The following is a 16,585-nucleotide window of genomic DNA, read 5'->3' as shown; positions in this document are numbered from 1 at the left end:
CACCATTCAGTCCTTATTATTTTATTGCTTTGCTCTTTTTTAAATCCTTATGTGTTTTGTTTTCCTTTTCGATTAATTCTACCCTATCACTTACTCCTAATGCTTAAAAACCGCATCTTGGATTGGTATAATCGTATATTATTCATTTGGCTGAAGGTCTTCAATGGAATTAATATCCATATAGGCTGGAACAACAAGCCCAATCTTTGCACCGTTTAAATTTTCACCTAAGTCATCGATTTCATCCTTATATTTTTCGTAAAAATCATTATGTGTTAATGGTAACCAGGCTGCAAGTGTTGCATCACCATCTCCATTGGCAATCGATTCGAACATGATAGCAACATCAACTGGTGTTACGGTTACATCATAGCCAAGTTGCTCCAATACAGCTTTTACCACTCCGGATGATGCGCGTTCGGAATCCCACGGTGTTGATATCAATTCGATTGATTTACCGTCTACTTCTTTTACACCTTCTTTCCACTTATCCACTTTGTCTTGGTTTTCTTTCACCCATTTTTCGGCAATCGTTTCTATTTCTTCTCCGCTTTCTTGTGCTTCATTCATAATGCTTTCCATATCTTCTACTTCCCAATGAAATTGATCCAGTAGTTTGTAGGCATTCGGCATATCATCTTTAAGACCCTTTCTTGCAAGCGTCTTAATCTTTTCTGTTTCACCATATACACCTTTAGGATCTTCTAAATATTTCAAATCTGGATATTTCGCAAACATCCAATGCGGATTCCACCCGGTAATGATAATTGGTTCTTCATTTTGTATTGCTGTGTCCAGTTCTGAAATTAATCCCGCTGTCGATGAAAACATCACATTCCAGCCTTTTAATGAATCATATTCTTCTAACGCCTTTTCCGTTGATACACTAATTCCAGCACCTGGTTCAATACCTGTGATGGTGTAATCAACTGCTTCACTATAATTCATATCTTCCGTTGCATTTGATTCATTCTTGCTAGTATCTGATCCATCATCACTACTTGTTTCATTTTCTGAACCGCAACCTGCAACTATTAGTAGTGTTAATAATCCGAAAACTAAAAATATCATTTTTCCTTTTATTTTATTCATTTTTTCTCTCCCTTTTGTTTTTTCTTAACTTATATTGATTAGCAAACCTTTTTGCTACGTAATTATAATAAACCTTTAACAAAGACAAACCAAACCGTATAATTACTTAATTCCGTTTAAATTAAGTATACAGTTTATACTGTATAGGGAATGCGCTCTTATACATAGAATTCCTTAAGATTATTTAAAATTACTTCATTTCCTTCCTTTTTCGAAAACAAAAAACGGGAGAGCTATTCCTCGCTATCCCGCTATGATTATATTTCTTTTATTTTTTCATCCATTAATCTAGAAAAGTCTAACAGCAATTTATTATACGTTTTTGTAATTTTTTCATATATTAATCTTGCTTCTTCTTCGTCGTGAATATGTGAGGTTTTATTTCGATCTATCAACATATCAATCCAACTTTCCCCATCCTTTATTAATCCATAGGAGAAAGCTTCACGAATTGCTCCCCTTGGGCTTCTTATATCGCTTATTCCAGTATATTCAAGGAATATCTTCATTAATTTCCAGCTTAATTCAAAGGTGAATTCAAAACGTTGAATAACGCCATCTACAATAATATCATTTTCAGCATCCAAATTCACCGCCTCGTTTAGTCGAGAACTTGCCTTTTCAAAATCCTTAAGCTTTTCGTACAGCCTTTCCTTGCTCATATAAAATCACCCCATCTCGTTTTATATTCTTAATCAATTCTTCTTTTAATAATCGATCCATAAATACAATATCTATTTTTAAAGGAGTAGGTATTTCTTGAATCATATACTCTATCATGTTTTGATCACTGTGTGTGATATCAGTAGTATAAAGGGCTAAATCGATGTCTGAATTAAATTGGAAATCTCCACGGGCCCTTGAGCCAAACAAAAGGACTTTTTCAATTTTGTTATTGTTGGAACAGTAATTTGTTAATTCCGTTAAGAATCGTTCAGGTACATTGATTTGTTCTATGGAGTCCGACATGGTAACACCCCCGCGATTGATTTTAATTGTTATTTCAAAAGGTTATTTGTTCTTTTAATCATCACTTTATCTCAACAGTATTATAACATATCATAATTGAACTACCCATTTTTGCAAAAATAGGATTAAGAAGACTGATTAATTATTAATTGAAAACTTACTTCTCTTCTTCTTTTCTTGCTACTATATAAATTAGTGAAGAGATATCGCGATGGTCTAGATGAGGTTGAGCAAACGTTATTACGATGATAGTTATAAAAAAGGATCAGCTCCCGCCATGCTAAGATTTTAGTATGGTAGGAAATTGATCCCAAATATAGATAGTTGACTATCTTGTTTACAATCGATGTTAGTAGTTATTTTAAAGTTATAAATATCTTACTTCCTAGATAAAGAGAATGAACAATGTCCCCCAGCCTAGGGTAATAAACGCTGCAAAAATCATTGCAATGGAAGAAAATACCTCTTCCTGTTTCCCGTATTCCATTGCTTTATTGGTACCGACACCATGTGCTCCCATTCCTAATGCTAACCCCTTCGCAATCGGTGTTTTGATGGAAAGCCATTTAAGAACAGCTGGACCTACAACTCCACCCATAACACCTGTTATAATAACAAAAACCGTCGTTAACGTCGGTAAGCCACCAATTTCCTTTGATACTTCTATAGCTATAGGAGTGGTAATTGATCTTGGAAGAATCGAAATAAGAAAATCAGAATTCAAATGAATTAATTTTGATAATAAATAAGTTGAAAAAATTGCTACAAGCGTTCCAGTCGTAATGCTAATTAGGATGGTAACCATATATTTTTTTATAGTCGAGAAATGTTTATATATAGGCACAGCAAAAGCAATGGTAGCCGGACCAAGCATATGCGATAACCATTTCGCATCCTCTAAATACTGATTAGCAGATACATGCATGATGGTAATCAACATGATTAATAATATTGGAGCTAGTAATAATGGCTGAAAAATAGGAAATGGTATTTTGCCATAAACCTTTTTAGAAAATAAATAAAGAAAATACGTTAAAATAGTAAATACAATCATCATCAATGCCGTTCACTTCGTTTCCTTGCTAAAATTCTTTCTGCTGTTATGGCAGTCATCCCCATAACAATCATTGTACTAATGGCAATTAAGACGACAATTTCTAAACCTTGTATACTTATAATTTGTTCATAATTGACAATTCCTACTGCAGAAGGGATAAAGAATAGTAACAACTCCGCCATTAGCCACTTGGCACCTTGTTCCACCCACTCTAGTTTAATCACCTTACAGTAGAGAGCTAGAAACAATAAGAACAATCCGAACATAGAAGCAGGGATTGGCAGAGGAAGAATATGTTTCAGTGCCATTCCTAAAAAAAGAAAAACATGTAAAAAACACACTTGTAAAATAATGACTCCTATTTTCAACATGAATGACAGCCTTTCTTTATAAATTCATATTAACTAAGAATCATATTACTCCGATATGTCCCATTTGTGAAATACATATCCAGAATACCTTTCATAACTTTTAGTTATAATGGTTCCTTCAAAATAAAATCAATAAACGCTCTTCCAGCATTGGAAATATAGCGACCTTTCTTCGTAATAACAGCTAATCTCCACATAATAGTTGGTCTAAGACTTATGATTTCAATATCCTTGGCATATAGGCGGTTACAGATCGACTGTGGCAAAATAGTCACCCCTAGATTCGCCTCAACCATCTCAGACATTAAATCCCACTGCGTACTTTTAAAGAGAATTTTAGGTTCATAACCTGCCATTATTAAAAAGTGATTGCGAATAATTTCGTTTAAGGCAAATTCCTCATGATAAAAAATAAATTCTTCATTTCTTAAATCTCTTATATGTACTTCTTCTTTTAATGCAAGCGGATGATCCTTATGGACGACTAGCTTCATTTCCTCTTTCACTATTGGGTAAACATTGAACGCTTGTTCATCTAAGGGCTGTACCGCTACTCCAAGCTCTATTTCCCCTTCTTCAACACTTTTAACTACTCTAGCACCGCCATATTCGGTAATATCTAATTTGATATTAGGATAAGTATGGTGAAATTTGGCCAGCACCTTTGGAAAAAATAAACTTCCGATAAAAGGGGGAAGTCCAATGTTAATCTGTCCTATAGAAAGATTTGTCAAATCACTTATCGACTGGTACATTTCGTCCAATACACTTGTCATTTTCACAGCATATTTTAATAAAACTTCACCAGCATCCGTTAATTCAATGGCTTTATTCGTACGGATAATTAACGGTGTACCTAGCTCATCTTCTAAAGCAATGATAGACTTGCTTAAAGCTGGCTGAGAAATATGCATTTCCTCCGAAGCTTTCGTTATATTCTTATGTTTGGCCACCTCTATGAAATAAACTAATTGCCTTAATTCCAAAATAAATACCTCCCAAAATATTAATACATAGCCACCACACTAACCATGACAGGATTTAGATGGCTTATCATAAGTCTATTTTACAACAAATGATGATGCCCCTCTATAAATGCTACGAATCCATATGTTGATCAAGAGAGAAAAAGTCTTAGTCAATCCTCCGCTACACTAACACTTTAACACCGTGGGAAACTGACCTTTTTCATAGTGGAAACACTTAGTGCAAAATAAAAGCAATTAAGCAATTAGCATACTATAATAGTATATAGGAAATAATAACTTTCTATTAGAAATTAAAACTGAGTAGAAGTATGTTCAGTGAAATAAAGGGTGATAAACGTGAAAGCAATTGTTATTGACCAGTATGGTGGGAAAGAACAATTAAAGGAAAGAGAAATAGAAAAGCCACAACCTGGAGATAATCAGGTTGTTGTTAAATTACATGCTACATCGATTAATCCAATCGACTGGAAACTTCGAGAAGGTTATTTAAAATCTAGTCTTCCTTTTGATTTTCCCATTGTTTTGGGTTGGGATGCCGCAGGAGTGGTAGATGAAGTAGGAAAAAATGTTACGGAATTCAAAATAGGAGATAGAGTATTTGCTCGACCTGAAACAACAAACAGAGGAACCTATGCTGAATACACCGTTGTTGATTCACACTTGCTTGCCAGAATTCCTGAGAATGTAAGTTTTGAAGAAGCGGCTTGCGTACCACTTGCAGGATTAACAGCATGGCAATGTTTATTCGACTTTGGCCAAGTAAAAAGTGGAGATAAAGTGCTTATTCATGCAGGTGCTGGCGGGGTAGGTTCATTCGCTATTCAATTTGCAAAAAATGCTGGTGCCTATGTTGCGACAACAGCAGGTACACATAATGTTGAATTTTTAAAATCCCTGGGTGCTGACGAAGTGATTGATTACAAAAAAGAAGATTTTGAAACGGTATTAGAGGACTTTGACTTTGTTCTAGATTCCCTTGGTGGAGAGATTCAAGAAAAAAGTTTTACCGTCCTAAAAAACGGTGGAAAGTTAGCATCCATTGTTTCTGAACCTAATAAGGAAAAGGCAAATCAGAAAAACATTAAATCTGGTCTAGTTTGGCTCAATCCTAATGGAAAACAATTAGCAGAGATTGCTGAACTCTTAAAGCAAGGAAAAGTTAAAGTGATCATAGGACACAAGTTTCCTTTTTCTGAAAAAGGGTTAACTGAAGCACATGCACTAAGTGAAACTCACCATGCTAAAGGAAAAATTGTTATTCAAATTGAAAATGGAGACGAAAATTAAATTAAAGCACCTACAAGCATTGTTATATCAACGTTTGTAGGTGCTTTTTAATTTTCTTGCTTTCACTTTACTTAGAAGATCGCCTTATTCACTTGTTTTACATAGAAGAATCGTACAATTAAGAAATACAGAATTTGAATAAAAGCAAAACTTCCTAATACGATAGATGCTTCTATCGTTAAATTGTAGTCAAATAAATGAGATAAAGCCGTAAGTGCAACGGCACCGTGAACTAATGCAACAACAATTGGCGAGAAAAATAACAGGGCAATCTGTTTATTCACTACTTTTTTCAACTCTGACTGTGTCAATCCAATTTTTGCAATAGAACGGAACTTCCGCTTTTCTTCATCTATATCTGTAAATAATCGGAAATAAAGAAAGCTTCCTGCAGAGACGAAGAACACAATACCAATAAACAAACCAATGAATAATATCGGTCCATACGCTTTATTAATTTCATAAATCGTGTAATCAGTGGAAAATGCTTTATGAGACAGTTGTTCATCAAATCTTCTTCCCATTTCAACTACTTGATCTGTAGTCATATCCTTCGTTTTCCATACAATACTTAGATTACTATTTACCGGTGTGCCAAGTTGATCATAGACTTTGTCATTTACAACATAATACCCATTTAATTCTGACAATACTTCAGATTTTACGACGGTGCTCGGTTGTATTTCTTTTCCATTATTTAATTCAACCTTAGACTCCTTCAACGCTTCACTTGCTTTAGGACCTTGAGTAAGTAGTGCACCACTCTGTTCCACCACAATTGCTTCCTTTTCGTTTGGATCAAGCGGCTTATCCCCTATTAATGCCGCAAAACGGTTATAATCAGAAGCTTTCGCAATCAATACACCATCATCTCGTGCTGGAGTCTTAAAATAGTTCAACTCTACTTTTTCCATCTTCGCAACAATATTTTCTTCCTTTAGGATCGTATTGACGGTACTAATATCTTTCTCGATAACTTCTTTACTATCATCCGCCCATGGCGAATAGGTAATGTTATACGGATTAACGTCTTTTATTCCTTTGGTAAGGTAGGACTGAAACCCATATAATGAGCCAATTGCACTAAAAGCAACTGTTGATATAATGGCTACCATAAAAAACGTTCTTGCGTTATCCTTCATTCGAAAAGATAAATCTGAGAACAGTAGCATATTTGTTTTCCGCCAAAAGAAAGATTTATTGTGTTTCAATCGACGTATCATATACACACTCAATTGTGTAAATAACAAGTATGTGCCAAGTGTAACAACGATAATAACCGGAACCATTGCAAAAACTACCGAAACACCCTTAACAGTCAGAGCTGTGCCATAACCAACAATAAGTAGTAATGCTGCTATAATGGATAGGATAACAGAAGCTTTCGGTTCTTTTTTAGGCTGTTTATCCCCTTTAATTAAATCGATAAGTTTGTTCGTACGAAGTATAAACGAAACAAAAAGGGATATACAAAAAAATAGAAAAATAAAGCTAATAAACGTCACAACCATGGCAAGTGTAGGAAAATAAAAATTTAGTGACTCACTAATGATTAATACATTTTCGGCAATTAATAAAACAGCTTTTGCAAATACTAAGCCCATCAGGATTCCGCCGATAGTAGCCATTAATCCAATTAAGATATTTTCTAGAAATACCATCAGACGAATTTGCCTATCCGAAGCCCCAAGCATCATTAATAAGCCAAATTCCTTCTTTCTTGATTGTAAGAAAGAACTCATCGAATATAGGACGAAAAAGAAGGAAAATACATAGATAATTCCTCCAGCAACAGCCATACCAAATAAAGCATTCTTATTGATGGTACCACTTGAAAACGCCGGATGGAATGCAAAAATGGCAAAAGTGAAAAATACCATCACCGTAAACATACTACTAAGAAAATACGCAATGTACAATCGTTTATTACGTAACACATTATTAAACGCGAACTGACGAAAAGTCATTGCCATCGCCTCCCATCAACGAGAGCATGTCAATTATTTTCTGGAAGAATGCTTGTCTACTCTCTCCTCGATGAATTTCGGAATGGAGCTTACCATCACGAATAAAAATAACGCGGTCGGAATAACTTGCCGCTTGTGGGTCATGTGTTACCATTAACAAGCTCGTTTTTTCCTTTTCATTGATGGATACAAGCATTTTCATGACATCCTTTGATGCTTTCGAATCTAGGTTCCCAGTTGGCTCATCGGCTAACAGTAGTCTAGGCCGATGAATCATCGCCCTTGCAATTGCTACTCGTTGTGCTTGACCTCCGGATATTTCGTAAGTACGTTTGTTCATGATTGCTGTAATCCCAAGACTCTCTGCAATTTCACGTGCTTTTTCCTTCATTTCTTTAACACGAGTCCCCTCTAGTGTAAGAGGTAGTACAATATTTTCTTCGACAGTCAATGTATGGAGTAAATTAAAATCCTGAAAGACAAATCCTAGTTCATTTCTACGGAATTTGGCTAAATCATTTTTCTTTAGCTTATGTGGATTAGTTCCTTCGATTTTAACTTCCCCCGTTGATGGTGCATCGTTTGTGGAAATAATATTTAGTAATGTCGTTTTCCCACTACCGGACGGACCCATAATGGCGACAAATTCACCTTTTTCAATTTCTAAATTGATATCTGTAAGGGCACGATAAGCTACCTTGCCTTCATAAACCTTACTTACATTTGTTAGTTCAAGCATAATCATTCTCCTCTTCTGAAAGCTTCTATATGAAGTATAGCCTAGAAGGTTCACGATAAACTATCGATTATGCTTTCATGAATCTTACATCTATGTAAGGTTTTGTGTATTCGAAAAAACAATCCGAACAGTCGTTCCTTCACCAACTTTGGATTCCAATTCAATAGCGTGCTCTAACCTCCTTGCAACTTCCTTTACCAAATAAAGCCCCATCCCTGTTGATTCCCGATTTTTTCTACCATTTTCCCCAGTATAAAATTTATGGAACACACGCTTCTGATCCACAACCGGGATACCTATGCCAAAATCTTTTACTTCCAGTACTGCTTCCCCCGAACGTTCATAAAGAGATAGGACGATTCGATTTGTTTTTCCAGTAGAATATTTAACAGCATTATGTACTAGTTGCGTCAATAGAAAGAAAAGCCACTTCTCATCAGTTGCCACTGTTATTCCAAGCTTATCTTCCTTCAATTGTGGGTACACTTCATTACGAATGTAAAAGCGTTTGTTTTCTTGATTCACTTCATGTATTAATTTGGATAGGAGGACTGGCTTAATATGAAAGTCTTCCGCAATCGTACGAAGTCTTGCCATATAAAGCACAGTATTCAATCCATTTCGCATTCGCTCCGTTTCCTCCCGAATGCTAGACGATTCTGGCTCATCTAGTGTTTGTGCGGTTAGTTCAATCACAGAAAGGGGTGTCTTCATTTGATGTACCCAACGATCCATAAATAACAAATGCTCATCCTGTCTGTCTTCTGCTTTTTGAAGTGCTTCTTGATATAAACGATACTGAGCGCGAAGTAACTGATCAAGCGCTTCTGATATTGGGGCTTGTTCGGTGGTCTCGAGAGATTCATCCAGTGAATCTATTGAATTCTGTAACCTTTGATAGAATTTTTTTCTACTAATGTATCGATAGATAAAAACTGCTGTTAAGAATACTAAGGATAAAAAAACAGCATAAATACTTACACTTAGCCCTCTGTAACCATCTAACCAAAATAGTATAGGTATTATGAAAACTTGGATAACCAGTATCACAATGAGTAAAAAATGCTCACGAAGAAATAATCTCATGCCTTCTCCTCTTCCCATGTAATACGTAGACGGTATCCTGCTCCTCTAACGGTTTCTACAGCATCGTTCATTCCTAATTCTTGAAACTTTTTCCGAACTCGGGCAATATTAACATTCAGCGTATTTTCATCGACATATGTTTGATCATCCCAAAGTTTCGCCAATAAATCTTGACGACCAGCAACTCGGGGATATCGTTCCAACAGACTTTCAATAATATCGGTTTCGTTCTTTGTTAATGTTGTGACTTCATTTTTAAATTGTAGTTTAAGTCGTTCAGGATATAAGGTTAAGTCTCCTTGAATAAGTACTCTCTCTTTATAGTTTGCCGCATATTCTCCATATGCACGTCGCATTTGACTTCGTATTTTTGCCATGACAATATCAGGATGAAAAGGCTTCGTAATAAAATCGTCCCCACCATTTTCTATTGCCATTACTTGGTCCATCTCCCCTGTACGTGCGGAAATGAAAATTACGGGGCAAATAGACTCTTTACGAATTTGCCTGCACCAATAATATCCGTCAAAACTAGGTAAATTAATATCTAGTAAAAGAAGATTAGGCTGAGCATCACGGAAAGTAGCCATTATATTTTCAAAATCTTTAGCGATGATCACTTCATATCCGTACTTTTCTATGTGCTTGCAAAGGTATTCTGCAATTTTTAAATCATCTTCAACAATCATGATTTTTTCCATGTTTGAATTTCTCCTAGTTCCATTAAATAAGTTAAGTTTAATTTAACATAACCGTTTCACCTAATGCCATTTTTTATTGCAGGGAACCAAGCAACTTTTGATAGCAGGCAGTTGATCTCCCGCCTACCTTTTTTGTTTCCTCAAAAGTTTGGAGTGGGAGTCTTACTGCCGTTTAGGTGGGATAAAATAGTCCACACCTATAATAGATGTGGACTAAAATGTATGTGTATTTGTAACAAGTGATTTTTTATTATGAATGAAACTTCAGCTACCGTATAGTAAGTATCCTATTAGACAAACTCAATTTATCTTGTTGCCCCCTATTCTATATCTATAATTTTATTAGGATTTAAAATGTTATTTGGATCTAGTACCTTTTTAATTTGTTTCATTACTCCGAGTGCTGTTCCATGCTCCAGCTGCTGGTATTGTTTTTTTCCAACGCCTACACCATGCTCTCCAGTACATGTTCCACCACGCTGTAGTGCATAAAGCACAATCTTTTCATTAAATTCTTTCGCTTTTTGTACTTCTTCCGTATTTGCCATATCAATCATAATCAATGAATGAAAGTTGCCATCCCCGACGTGACCTACGAGTCCACCCGGAATTCCTAATTTATCTAACTCCTTCCTGGCAAAAGTTACCGCATTTGCTAACTCGGATATGGGAACGGCAACATCCGTAAGCATCATCTTCTTGCCAACATAATCATGGACATAGGCATAGGCTAGATTATGGCGGGCATGCCATAAATGATTACGTGCTGCAGTATCGGTTTCAAAAATAAATTCCTGACACTTATTATCCTTCATGATTTCCTTAGTGAAATCAACATCCGCTTGTAAACCGGCTTCATTACCATGGAATTCCAAGAAAAGGGTTGGTTCTACTGGATAATCTGTTTCACTAAATTTATTAATTTGAATCATTGAAGCCTCATCCACAAATTCCACTCGTGCAATCGGTACCCCTGCATGGATAATCGAAGTAACAGCATCAATTGCATGAGTGAAACTTGGGAATGTTGCACGAGCAGCAACCATATGTTCTGGAATGCCATATACTTGTAATGTTATCTCCGTGAAACAGCCAAGCGTTCCCTCTGAACCAACAAATAATCCATTTAAATGATAACCCGATGCAGATTTAGCTGCTAAACTCCCTGTATGTATCACACTTCCATCGGCAAGAACCACTTCGATATCACGCACCTGATCGCGCATCACCCCATACTTTACTGTCGTAGTTCCACTAGCATTCGTAGCCGCCATTCCTCCGATAGTTGCATTTGCACCTGGATCGACCGAGAAGAATAACCCATACTTTTTGAGTTCTTTATTCAATTGTTCTCTAGTCACACCAGGCTGAACCGTGACAAGTAAGTCACTTTCCTTTATTTCAATAATTTTATTCATCAAAGAAAAATCAATGGAGATGCCATGTTGATATGGAATAACATGTCCTTCTAAACTGGTCCCAACTCCAAATGGTGTTATTGGAATCTTAAACTCTTGTGCAACCTCCATAATATGGCTTACATCCTTTGTCGATTTTGGATATACCACCACATCTGGAAGACTTGTTTGATGATATGTTTCATCCCTGCTATGTAATTCTCTTACCGTTTGATTCGTCGTAATTTGCTCGTCAGATAGTTTTCTTTTTAAAGCATTTAGTACGGTTTCCATTTTGCTGCCCCTCTCACCTTGTAAGTTTTACACCATTTTTCAATTTATTTAATTTATAATAATATTTATATAAATTGATATTATTCATATTATAATGTTTTTTCGACTAATTCAATAACCCCTGATGCGAATTTAAAGTGAGCTCCCCTTGGTTTCATCATGACCGAAAAAGCAACCGAACAAATAAACCATATTGACATAATCTCCCTTCTAAGGTTATGATAAGTAAGAATTGAACAACTGATCGGAAGAGGTTCATAGCTGAAACCCTCTATAAAAAACTATGGATACAATGACAATTCGCCATGTCCATAATTGGATGTGGCTTTTTTGTTAGAATCATAGTTTGCTATGACCTCTCCGTAGTGTTCGGAAACATTACAGGGAGGTTTTTTTATGTCTGGAAGAAGCGAGAAACAAGGTTTGAAGGATTTAACTCTACTTGGTAATAAGGAAACGAATTACGCAACGGACTATACACCTGAAGTATTAGAATCCGTAAATAACATCCATTCTAATCGGGATTATTTTGTAAAATTCAATTGTCCAGAGTTTACTAGTTTATGTCCGATTACAGGGCAACCTGATTTTGCGACGATGTATATTTCGTACATACCTGATCAAAAGATTGTAGAAAGTAAATCATTGAAATTATATTTATTTAGTTTCAGAAATCATGGAGATTTTCATGAGGATTGTGTGAATATCATTATGAATGATCTAATTGAATTACTTGATCCACGTTATATTGAGGTTTGGGGTAAATTCACTCCTCGTGGCGGTATTTCTATTGACCCTTGGTGTAATTATGGAAAACCAGGGACAAAGTATGAGGAAATGGCTATGCATCGCTTGATGAATCATGATCTTAATCCGGAAAATATAGATAATCGTTAAATAGGTAGAGGTTCTAGCTACCCTCTATAAAAAACTAAGAAAACAACCCATCTTAGTGTTGTTTTTTCTTTTTGAAAAGGAGTTTTTACATGGAAAAGAATAAAGCCATTGTTGTTTTTAGCGGAGGGCAGGACAGTACGACCTGTTTATTCTGGGCAAAAGAACAATTTAAAGAGGTCGAAACAGTTACCTTTGATTATGGCCAACGACATCAATTAGAAATCGAATGCGCCAAAGAAATTGCAGAAGATCTCGGTGTCAAACACCATATTTTAGATATGTCGCTTCTACATCAATTAGCACCCAATGCTTTAACACGGGACGATATGGAGATAGCTGATGGTGATGGAACTAGGCTTCCAAACACTTTTGTACCAGGGAGAAATTTACTTTTTCTATCCTTCGCTGGTGTGTTAGCAAAGCAAGTTGGTGCAAGGCATCTTGTGACAGGAGTTAGTGAAACAGATTTTAGTGGCTATCCAGATTGCCGAGATAGTTTTATCAAATCATTAAATGTGACATTGAATCTAGCAATGGATGAGGGTTTTGTTATCCATACTCCCCTAATGTGGTTGGATAAAAGGGATGTTTGGAGGCTTTCTGATGAGTTAGGTGTAATGGATTTCATCCGGAAAAAAACCTTAACATGTTATAACGGAATAAAGGCTGATGGTTGTGGCGAGTGTCCAGCGTGTAAGCTCCGTAATCATGGTTTAGAGCAATACTTACTGGCCAAGGGAGAGAAATAATATGTTGCGCGTTTTTTTATATTTAATTTCCATTGTCACGGCAAACGTGACAACCGCGGCAATCATGCCCCTCGAGATTGGTATTTTCATCATTCCAATGGGAACATTTTTAATAGGTGCGACCTTTATATTTCGTGACTTGGTGCAAAACAAGTACGGAAGAAAAAAGACCTATTTATTTATCTTGACAGCATTAATCTTATCCGGTGCGGTGTCCTCTTTACTTGGCGATACCCTAATGATTGTCGCAGCCTCCGCACTTTCCTTTATTATTTCTGAAACAGCAGATACAGAGATTTATACTAGATTAAAACTACCAATCGCATGGCGTGTATTTTATAGCGGAATTGTTGGTGGATTACTAGATTCCGTTGTTTTCGTTATCGTTGGATTAAGTCCAATCGGTGCAGGATTTATCCCATGGGAAGCTGTGCCAGCAGCGATTTTAGGGCAGGTTATTGCAAAAACAGTTATCCAGTTAATTGGAGCTCTTGTTCTAAATCAAGTGTATGTGGTGAGAGCAAGACGTATTACGGTGGGATAAATTCAGGTGAAGTTTAAGTAGTATTTTTACAAATAATAAATGAGCTAGATATGCTCCCCTAAAGGTAGACAGATTAAAAAATCCGTTTATATCTTTGGAAGATGATGAGGAAGCATAGGAGTTTTAGCGCGTTGCTTTTATTAGGTCAGATAGCATACCAAATTCAAGGAGATTGGTATGCTTTTTTTATGGGGAGAATCTGTTTTTTTCTCAGCATTCGAAAAACAATTACTATCTCAATGAGTGCCCGAAATTCGGTTCAAACGTAGCAAACGGTCACTTATACGACAAAGAACCTAAAATAGAATGAATAAGTGGTTTTTATTTCTTTTTCTAAGGCTATTTTTTAGGGGTTTTTTCAGTGGTCTTATATCTTTGAAGAGTTCTTTATGGCCAATATATATTTACTTATGATAGCTACGTTACCATAAAAATCATAAATATGATAAAATAGCATAATAAATAATAAAATTAAATTGAATATGAATAATACAAGTACTTAGCTGTATAAAATAATAATTATATATGATGCTAAGATTTTTTATTTTTGCATATAGTAGTGACCCTTTAGAGGTGGTGAAGATGATGGGTAAGCATATAGCTGTAATGATTCTTTTACTTTTTCTCCCCTTTTCTCAGTTATTTTTGATACATGATCACAATCATGCTAATACAGATCAAAACAGTATTATGGAAAACAGCATTTCAGTTGAACATTTATCCATTGATAATGGTGGTACAGATAAAATTGTACACTTCATTACTCTAATATCTATTACTTTAATACACATGGTTCTTAATCAGTCCCTGAACTTTTTAATTATCCCTATAAGGAGAAAAATATTATTTACACCCATATTTTATCAATTAAACTATGTGATCATTCCTTTGAATAAGAAACCTTTATATTTCTAATTCAAAGGAGGATAAAATAATGTGGATGAGATTTATTATGATGGGGTTATTCTCTGTAACAGCTTTAACACTTTTCACGTTTCAGGGAATTGAAATTTCTCAAGCAATCATGAGCATTTTCAAACATGAGTAAAATGGTGTGGATGTTAATGGATTCCAAACACCCTTTTTAATCCTTATAAAAAGCAAATAAGCCATTCAAAAATCGGAGTAGCCTTGATGATAATATGCATCAAGGCTACTTCTATTTTCGAGAAAGTTTATAACATCAAAAAATATACAAGTCATAACCGTCCCCTTTCCTACATAAATATTAATAATTTTCTAAAAACAGAATGATTGGGGCGAGTATAGTGGCAAGTAAAGAAAATAGAGGCTTTTTTGAAGGGGCATTTGGCAGATACATGGTGCCCGGAATCGTCCTACAGTCCACGTTAATAGGAGGTGGATATGCAACTGGACGAGAGGTGGTTCAATATGGGGCTAGATTTGGTGCGTATGGCTGGATTGCGGGAGTAATTATTATAATCGGATTTGCGTTAATGGCATTTTTAATGTTTGAAATCGCACGTAGATTTCGAGCGTATGACTATCGAAGTATGGTAAAACGGCTTTTAGGTCCTTTTTGGTTTTTATTTGATATTATTTATTTGTTACTGGCTGTTTTAATGATTTCTATCGTTATCGCTGCAACCGGATCTATCCTTCACAGCACTCTTGGACTAAATTATTGGATAGGAGTCGCGATTATTGCCATTATCGCTGGACTTTTAAACTTCTACGGTGCAAATATAATTGAACGCTTTAAAACGATTGGTACTATTGCATTATTTAGTGCTTACATTCTTTTTGCCATCCTTGTCATTTCATCGACATCGGGGGAAATCAAAGAAGTCTTTGCATCAGGTGATACAAGCTTTGTTACTAACTTTTCAATGGGATCTGTATTTTGGGCAGGTATTATCTATGTTGGTTACAACCTTGCTGTTTATCCAGCAGCATTATTTACACTCCGTAGGCAAAAAACAATGAAAGATACGTTAATTAGTGCCATCATTGCTGGGACAATGATGACCGTTCCGTGGTTTTTGACTTACGTTGCTCTGATGGGCTATTATCCGAATGAACAAGTATTTAATGCGGAGGTCCCATGGCTGCATATGCTTAATGGATATGGCGTATGGATTGCCATCATATTTGGTGTTGTCGTTGGCTGGACCTTGATTGAAACCGCAACAGGGCTGATTCACGCCTTTATCAACCGGATCAACTCTAATCTTAAAGAAGTTGGAAAGCAGCCAATGACTAGGCGAATGAACGGTATCATTGCAATTATTATCCTTGTCCTTTCCGCCATGCTGTCCAGTGTCGGAATCAATGACCTTGTTGGAACTGGTTATACAATCCTAGGATATGCCATGTTAGTTGTATTTGGACTACCATTGTTAGTAATCGGATTCTACCGTATTATAAAAGGACATAAAGCTCAAACGTCTGAAAATACAATAGATTAAACGAAATAGATCCACTC

The 16,585-nt window shown here is 35.9% G+C and carries 17 protein-coding genes and 2 riboswitches; of the genes, 6 read left to right on the top strand and 11 right to left on the bottom strand.

From position 1 onward, the window contains the following. Positions 1–138 precede the first annotated feature (138 nt). The 6 genes from MHI02_RS11060 to MHI02_RS11035 all read right to left on the bottom strand — a co-directional run bounded on the left by MHI02_RS11060 (position 139) and on the right by MHI02_RS11035 (position 4,475). Entirely contained in the window at positions 139–1,092 is a 954-nt protein-coding gene (locus MHI02_RS11060; protein ID WP_341165915.1) for a glycine betaine ABC transporter substrate-binding protein, read from the bottom strand. A 257-nt stretch (positions 1,093–1,349) separates the two neighbouring features. Next, the gene (locus MHI02_RS11055; protein WP_047185076.1) at positions 1,350–1,754 is read right to left on the bottom strand and encodes a nucleotidyltransferase substrate binding protein; all 405 of its coding nucleotides are present in this window, start codon (positions 1,752–1,754) and stop codon (positions 1,350–1,352) included. Beyond that, complete coding sequence (locus MHI02_RS11050) at positions 1,723–2,061, bottom strand: nucleotidyltransferase domain-containing protein (RefSeq protein WP_047185077.1); 339 nt, start codon at positions 2,059–2,061, stop codon at positions 1,723–1,725. The genes MHI02_RS11055 and MHI02_RS11050 overlap by 32 nt, the downstream gene beginning before the upstream one ends. Before the next feature lie 385 nt (positions 2,062–2,446). Continuing rightward, the gene (locus tag MHI02_RS11045) at positions 2,447–3,118 is read right to left on the bottom strand and encodes an LrgB family protein (protein WP_047185078.1); all 672 of its coding nucleotides are present in this window, start codon (positions 3,116–3,118) and stop codon (positions 2,447–2,449) included. After that, positions 3,118–3,489, bottom strand: a complete 372-nt coding sequence (locus MHI02_RS11040; protein WP_052771702.1) for a CidA/LrgA family protein — start codon at positions 3,487–3,489, stop codon at positions 3,118–3,120. The genes MHI02_RS11045 and MHI02_RS11040 overlap by 1 nt, the downstream gene beginning before the upstream one ends. 104 nt (positions 3,490–3,593) lie before the next feature. Next, complete coding sequence (locus tag MHI02_RS11035) at positions 3,594–4,475, bottom strand: LysR family transcriptional regulator (protein WP_047185079.1); 882 nt, start codon at positions 4,473–4,475, stop codon at positions 3,594–3,596. A 339-nt stretch (positions 4,476–4,814) separates the two neighbouring features. Here MHI02_RS11035 and MHI02_RS11030 point away from each other — a divergent pair, with 339 nt between their 5' ends. Continuing rightward, positions 4,815–5,765: an NADP-dependent oxidoreductase gene (locus MHI02_RS11030; RefSeq protein WP_341165914.1), complete on the top strand. Its 951-nt coding sequence runs from the start codon at positions 4,815–4,817 to the stop codon at positions 5,763–5,765. 71 nt (positions 5,766–5,836) lie between these two features. Here the strand turns inward: MHI02_RS11030 and MHI02_RS11025 are convergent, their stop codons facing one another. The 5 genes from MHI02_RS11025 to MHI02_RS11005 all read right to left on the bottom strand — a co-directional run bounded on the left by MHI02_RS11025 (position 5,837) and on the right by MHI02_RS11005 (position 11,949). Continuing rightward, positions 5,837–7,732 carry an ABC transporter permease gene (locus MHI02_RS11025; RefSeq protein ID WP_341165913.1) on the bottom strand — a complete coding sequence of 632 codons (1,896 nt, stop codon included), beginning with the start codon at positions 7,730–7,732 and terminating at the stop codon, positions 5,837–5,839. Beyond that, the gene (locus MHI02_RS11020) at positions 7,707–8,471 is read right to left on the bottom strand and encodes an ABC transporter ATP-binding protein (protein WP_341165912.1); all 765 of its coding nucleotides are present in this window, start codon (positions 8,469–8,471) and stop codon (positions 7,707–7,709) included. Before MHI02_RS11020 ends, MHI02_RS11025 begins: the two co-directional genes overlap by 26 nt. Positions 8,472–8,561: 90 nt before the next feature. Continuing rightward, positions 8,562–9,557, bottom strand: coding sequence for a sensor histidine kinase (locus MHI02_RS11015; RefSeq protein ID WP_145523632.1), 996 nt, complete (start codon positions 9,555–9,557; stop codon positions 8,562–8,564). Then, a complete protein-coding gene (locus MHI02_RS11010; protein WP_204798775.1) occupies positions 9,554–10,258 on the bottom strand; it encodes a response regulator transcription factor in 705 nt (234 codons plus the stop codon). The genes MHI02_RS11015 and MHI02_RS11010 overlap by 4 nt, the downstream gene beginning before the upstream one ends. 320 nt (positions 10,259–10,578) lie before the next feature. Then, positions 10,579–11,949 (bottom strand): FAD-binding oxidoreductase, encoded by a 1,371-nt coding sequence (locus MHI02_RS11005; protein ID WP_047185085.1) that lies wholly within the window; start codon positions 11,947–11,949, stop codon positions 10,579–10,581. 244 nt (positions 11,950–12,193) lie between these two features. Next, a riboswitch (PreQ1 riboswitch) is annotated at positions 12,194–12,240 on the top strand. A gap of 105 nt (positions 12,241–12,345) precedes the next feature. On the opposite strand from MHI02_RS11005, the gene queF reads away from it, so the two are divergent. The 5 genes from queF to MHI02_RS10980 all read left to right on the top strand — a co-directional run bounded on the left by queF (position 12,346) and on the right by MHI02_RS10980 (position 16,568). Next, on the top strand, positions 12,346–12,846 hold the full coding sequence (queF, locus tag MHI02_RS11000; RefSeq protein ID WP_047185086.1) for a preQ(1) synthase: 501 nt from the start codon (positions 12,346–12,348) through the stop codon (positions 12,844–12,846). 1 nt (position 12,847) lies between these two features. Then, a riboswitch (PreQ1 riboswitch) is annotated at positions 12,848–12,890 on the top strand. A gap of 45 nt (positions 12,891–12,935) precedes the next feature. After that, complete coding sequence (gene queC, locus MHI02_RS10995) at positions 12,936–13,595, top strand: 7-cyano-7-deazaguanine synthase QueC (RefSeq protein ID WP_341165911.1); 660 nt, start codon at positions 12,936–12,938, stop codon at positions 13,593–13,595. A 4-nt stretch (positions 13,596–13,599) separates the two neighbouring features. Next, positions 13,600–14,139 (top strand): VUT family protein, encoded by a 540-nt coding sequence (locus MHI02_RS10990; RefSeq protein ID WP_341166112.1) that lies wholly within the window; start codon positions 13,600–13,602, stop codon positions 14,137–14,139. A 585-nt stretch (positions 14,140–14,724) separates the two neighbouring features. Further along, positions 14,725–15,054 (top strand): hypothetical protein, encoded by a 330-nt coding sequence (locus MHI02_RS10985; RefSeq protein ID WP_047185088.1) that lies wholly within the window; start codon positions 14,725–14,727, stop codon positions 15,052–15,054. 353 nt (positions 15,055–15,407) lie between these two features. Then, positions 15,408–16,568 carry a YkvI family membrane protein gene (locus MHI02_RS10980; protein ID WP_204798616.1) on the top strand — a complete coding sequence of 387 codons (1,161 nt, stop codon included), beginning with the start codon at positions 15,408–15,410 and terminating at the stop codon, positions 16,566–16,568. Positions 16,569–16,585: the final 17 nt, after the last annotated feature.

The organism is Oceanobacillus sp. FSL K6-0118 (assembly GCF_038006665.1).
Taxonomy (GTDB): domain Bacteria; phylum Bacillota; class Bacilli; order Bacillales; family Amphibacillaceae; genus Oceanobacillus; species Oceanobacillus caeni.
Note: the sequence above shows the minus strand (reverse complement) of the source record. Positions and strands in the feature narration are given on the sequence as shown.

Coding starts and splice junctions, on each gene's coding strand:
- MHI02_RS11060 (WP_341165915.1), bottom strand. CDS start 1,092: ATGAATAAAATAAAAGGAAAAATGATATTTTTAGTTTTCGGATTATTA.
- MHI02_RS11055 (WP_047185076.1), bottom strand. CDS start 1,754: ATGAGCAAGGAAAGGCTGTACGAAAAGCTTAAGGATTTTGAAAAGGCA.
- MHI02_RS11050 (WP_047185077.1), bottom strand. CDS start 2,061: ATGTCGGACTCCATAGAACAAATCAATGTACCTGAACGATTCTTAACG.
- MHI02_RS11045 (WP_047185078.1), bottom strand. CDS start 3,118: ATGATGATTGTATTTACTATTTTAACGTATTTTCTTTATTTATTTTCT.
- MHI02_RS11040 (WP_052771702.1), bottom strand. CDS start 3,489: ATGTTGAAAATAGGAGTCATTATTTTACAAGTGTGTTTTTTACATGTT.
- MHI02_RS11025 (WP_341165913.1), bottom strand. CDS start 7,732: ATGACTTTTCGTCAGTTCGCGTTTAATAATGTGTTACGTAATAAACGA.
- MHI02_RS11020 (WP_341165912.1), bottom strand. CDS start 8,471: ATGCTTGAACTAACAAATGTAAGTAAGGTTTATGAAGGCAAGGTAGCT.
- MHI02_RS11015 (WP_145523632.1), bottom strand. CDS start 9,557: ATGAGATTATTTCTTCGTGAGCATTTTTTACTCATTGTGATACTGGTT.
- MHI02_RS11010 (WP_204798775.1), bottom strand. CDS start 10,258: ATGGAAAAAATCATGATTGTTGAAGATGATTTAAAAATTGCAGAATAC.
- MHI02_RS11005 (WP_047185085.1), bottom strand. CDS start 11,949: ATGGAAACCGTACTAAATGCTTTAAAAAGAAAACTATCTGACGAGCAA.
- queF (WP_047185086.1), top strand. CDS start 12,346: ATGTCTGGAAGAAGCGAGAAACAAGGTTTGAAGGATTTAACTCTACTT.
- queC (WP_341165911.1), top strand. CDS start 12,936: ATGGAAAAGAATAAAGCCATTGTTGTTTTTAGCGGAGGGCAGGACAGT.
- MHI02_RS10985 (WP_047185088.1), top strand. CDS start 14,725: ATGGGTAAGCATATAGCTGTAATGATTCTTTTACTTTTTCTCCCCTTT.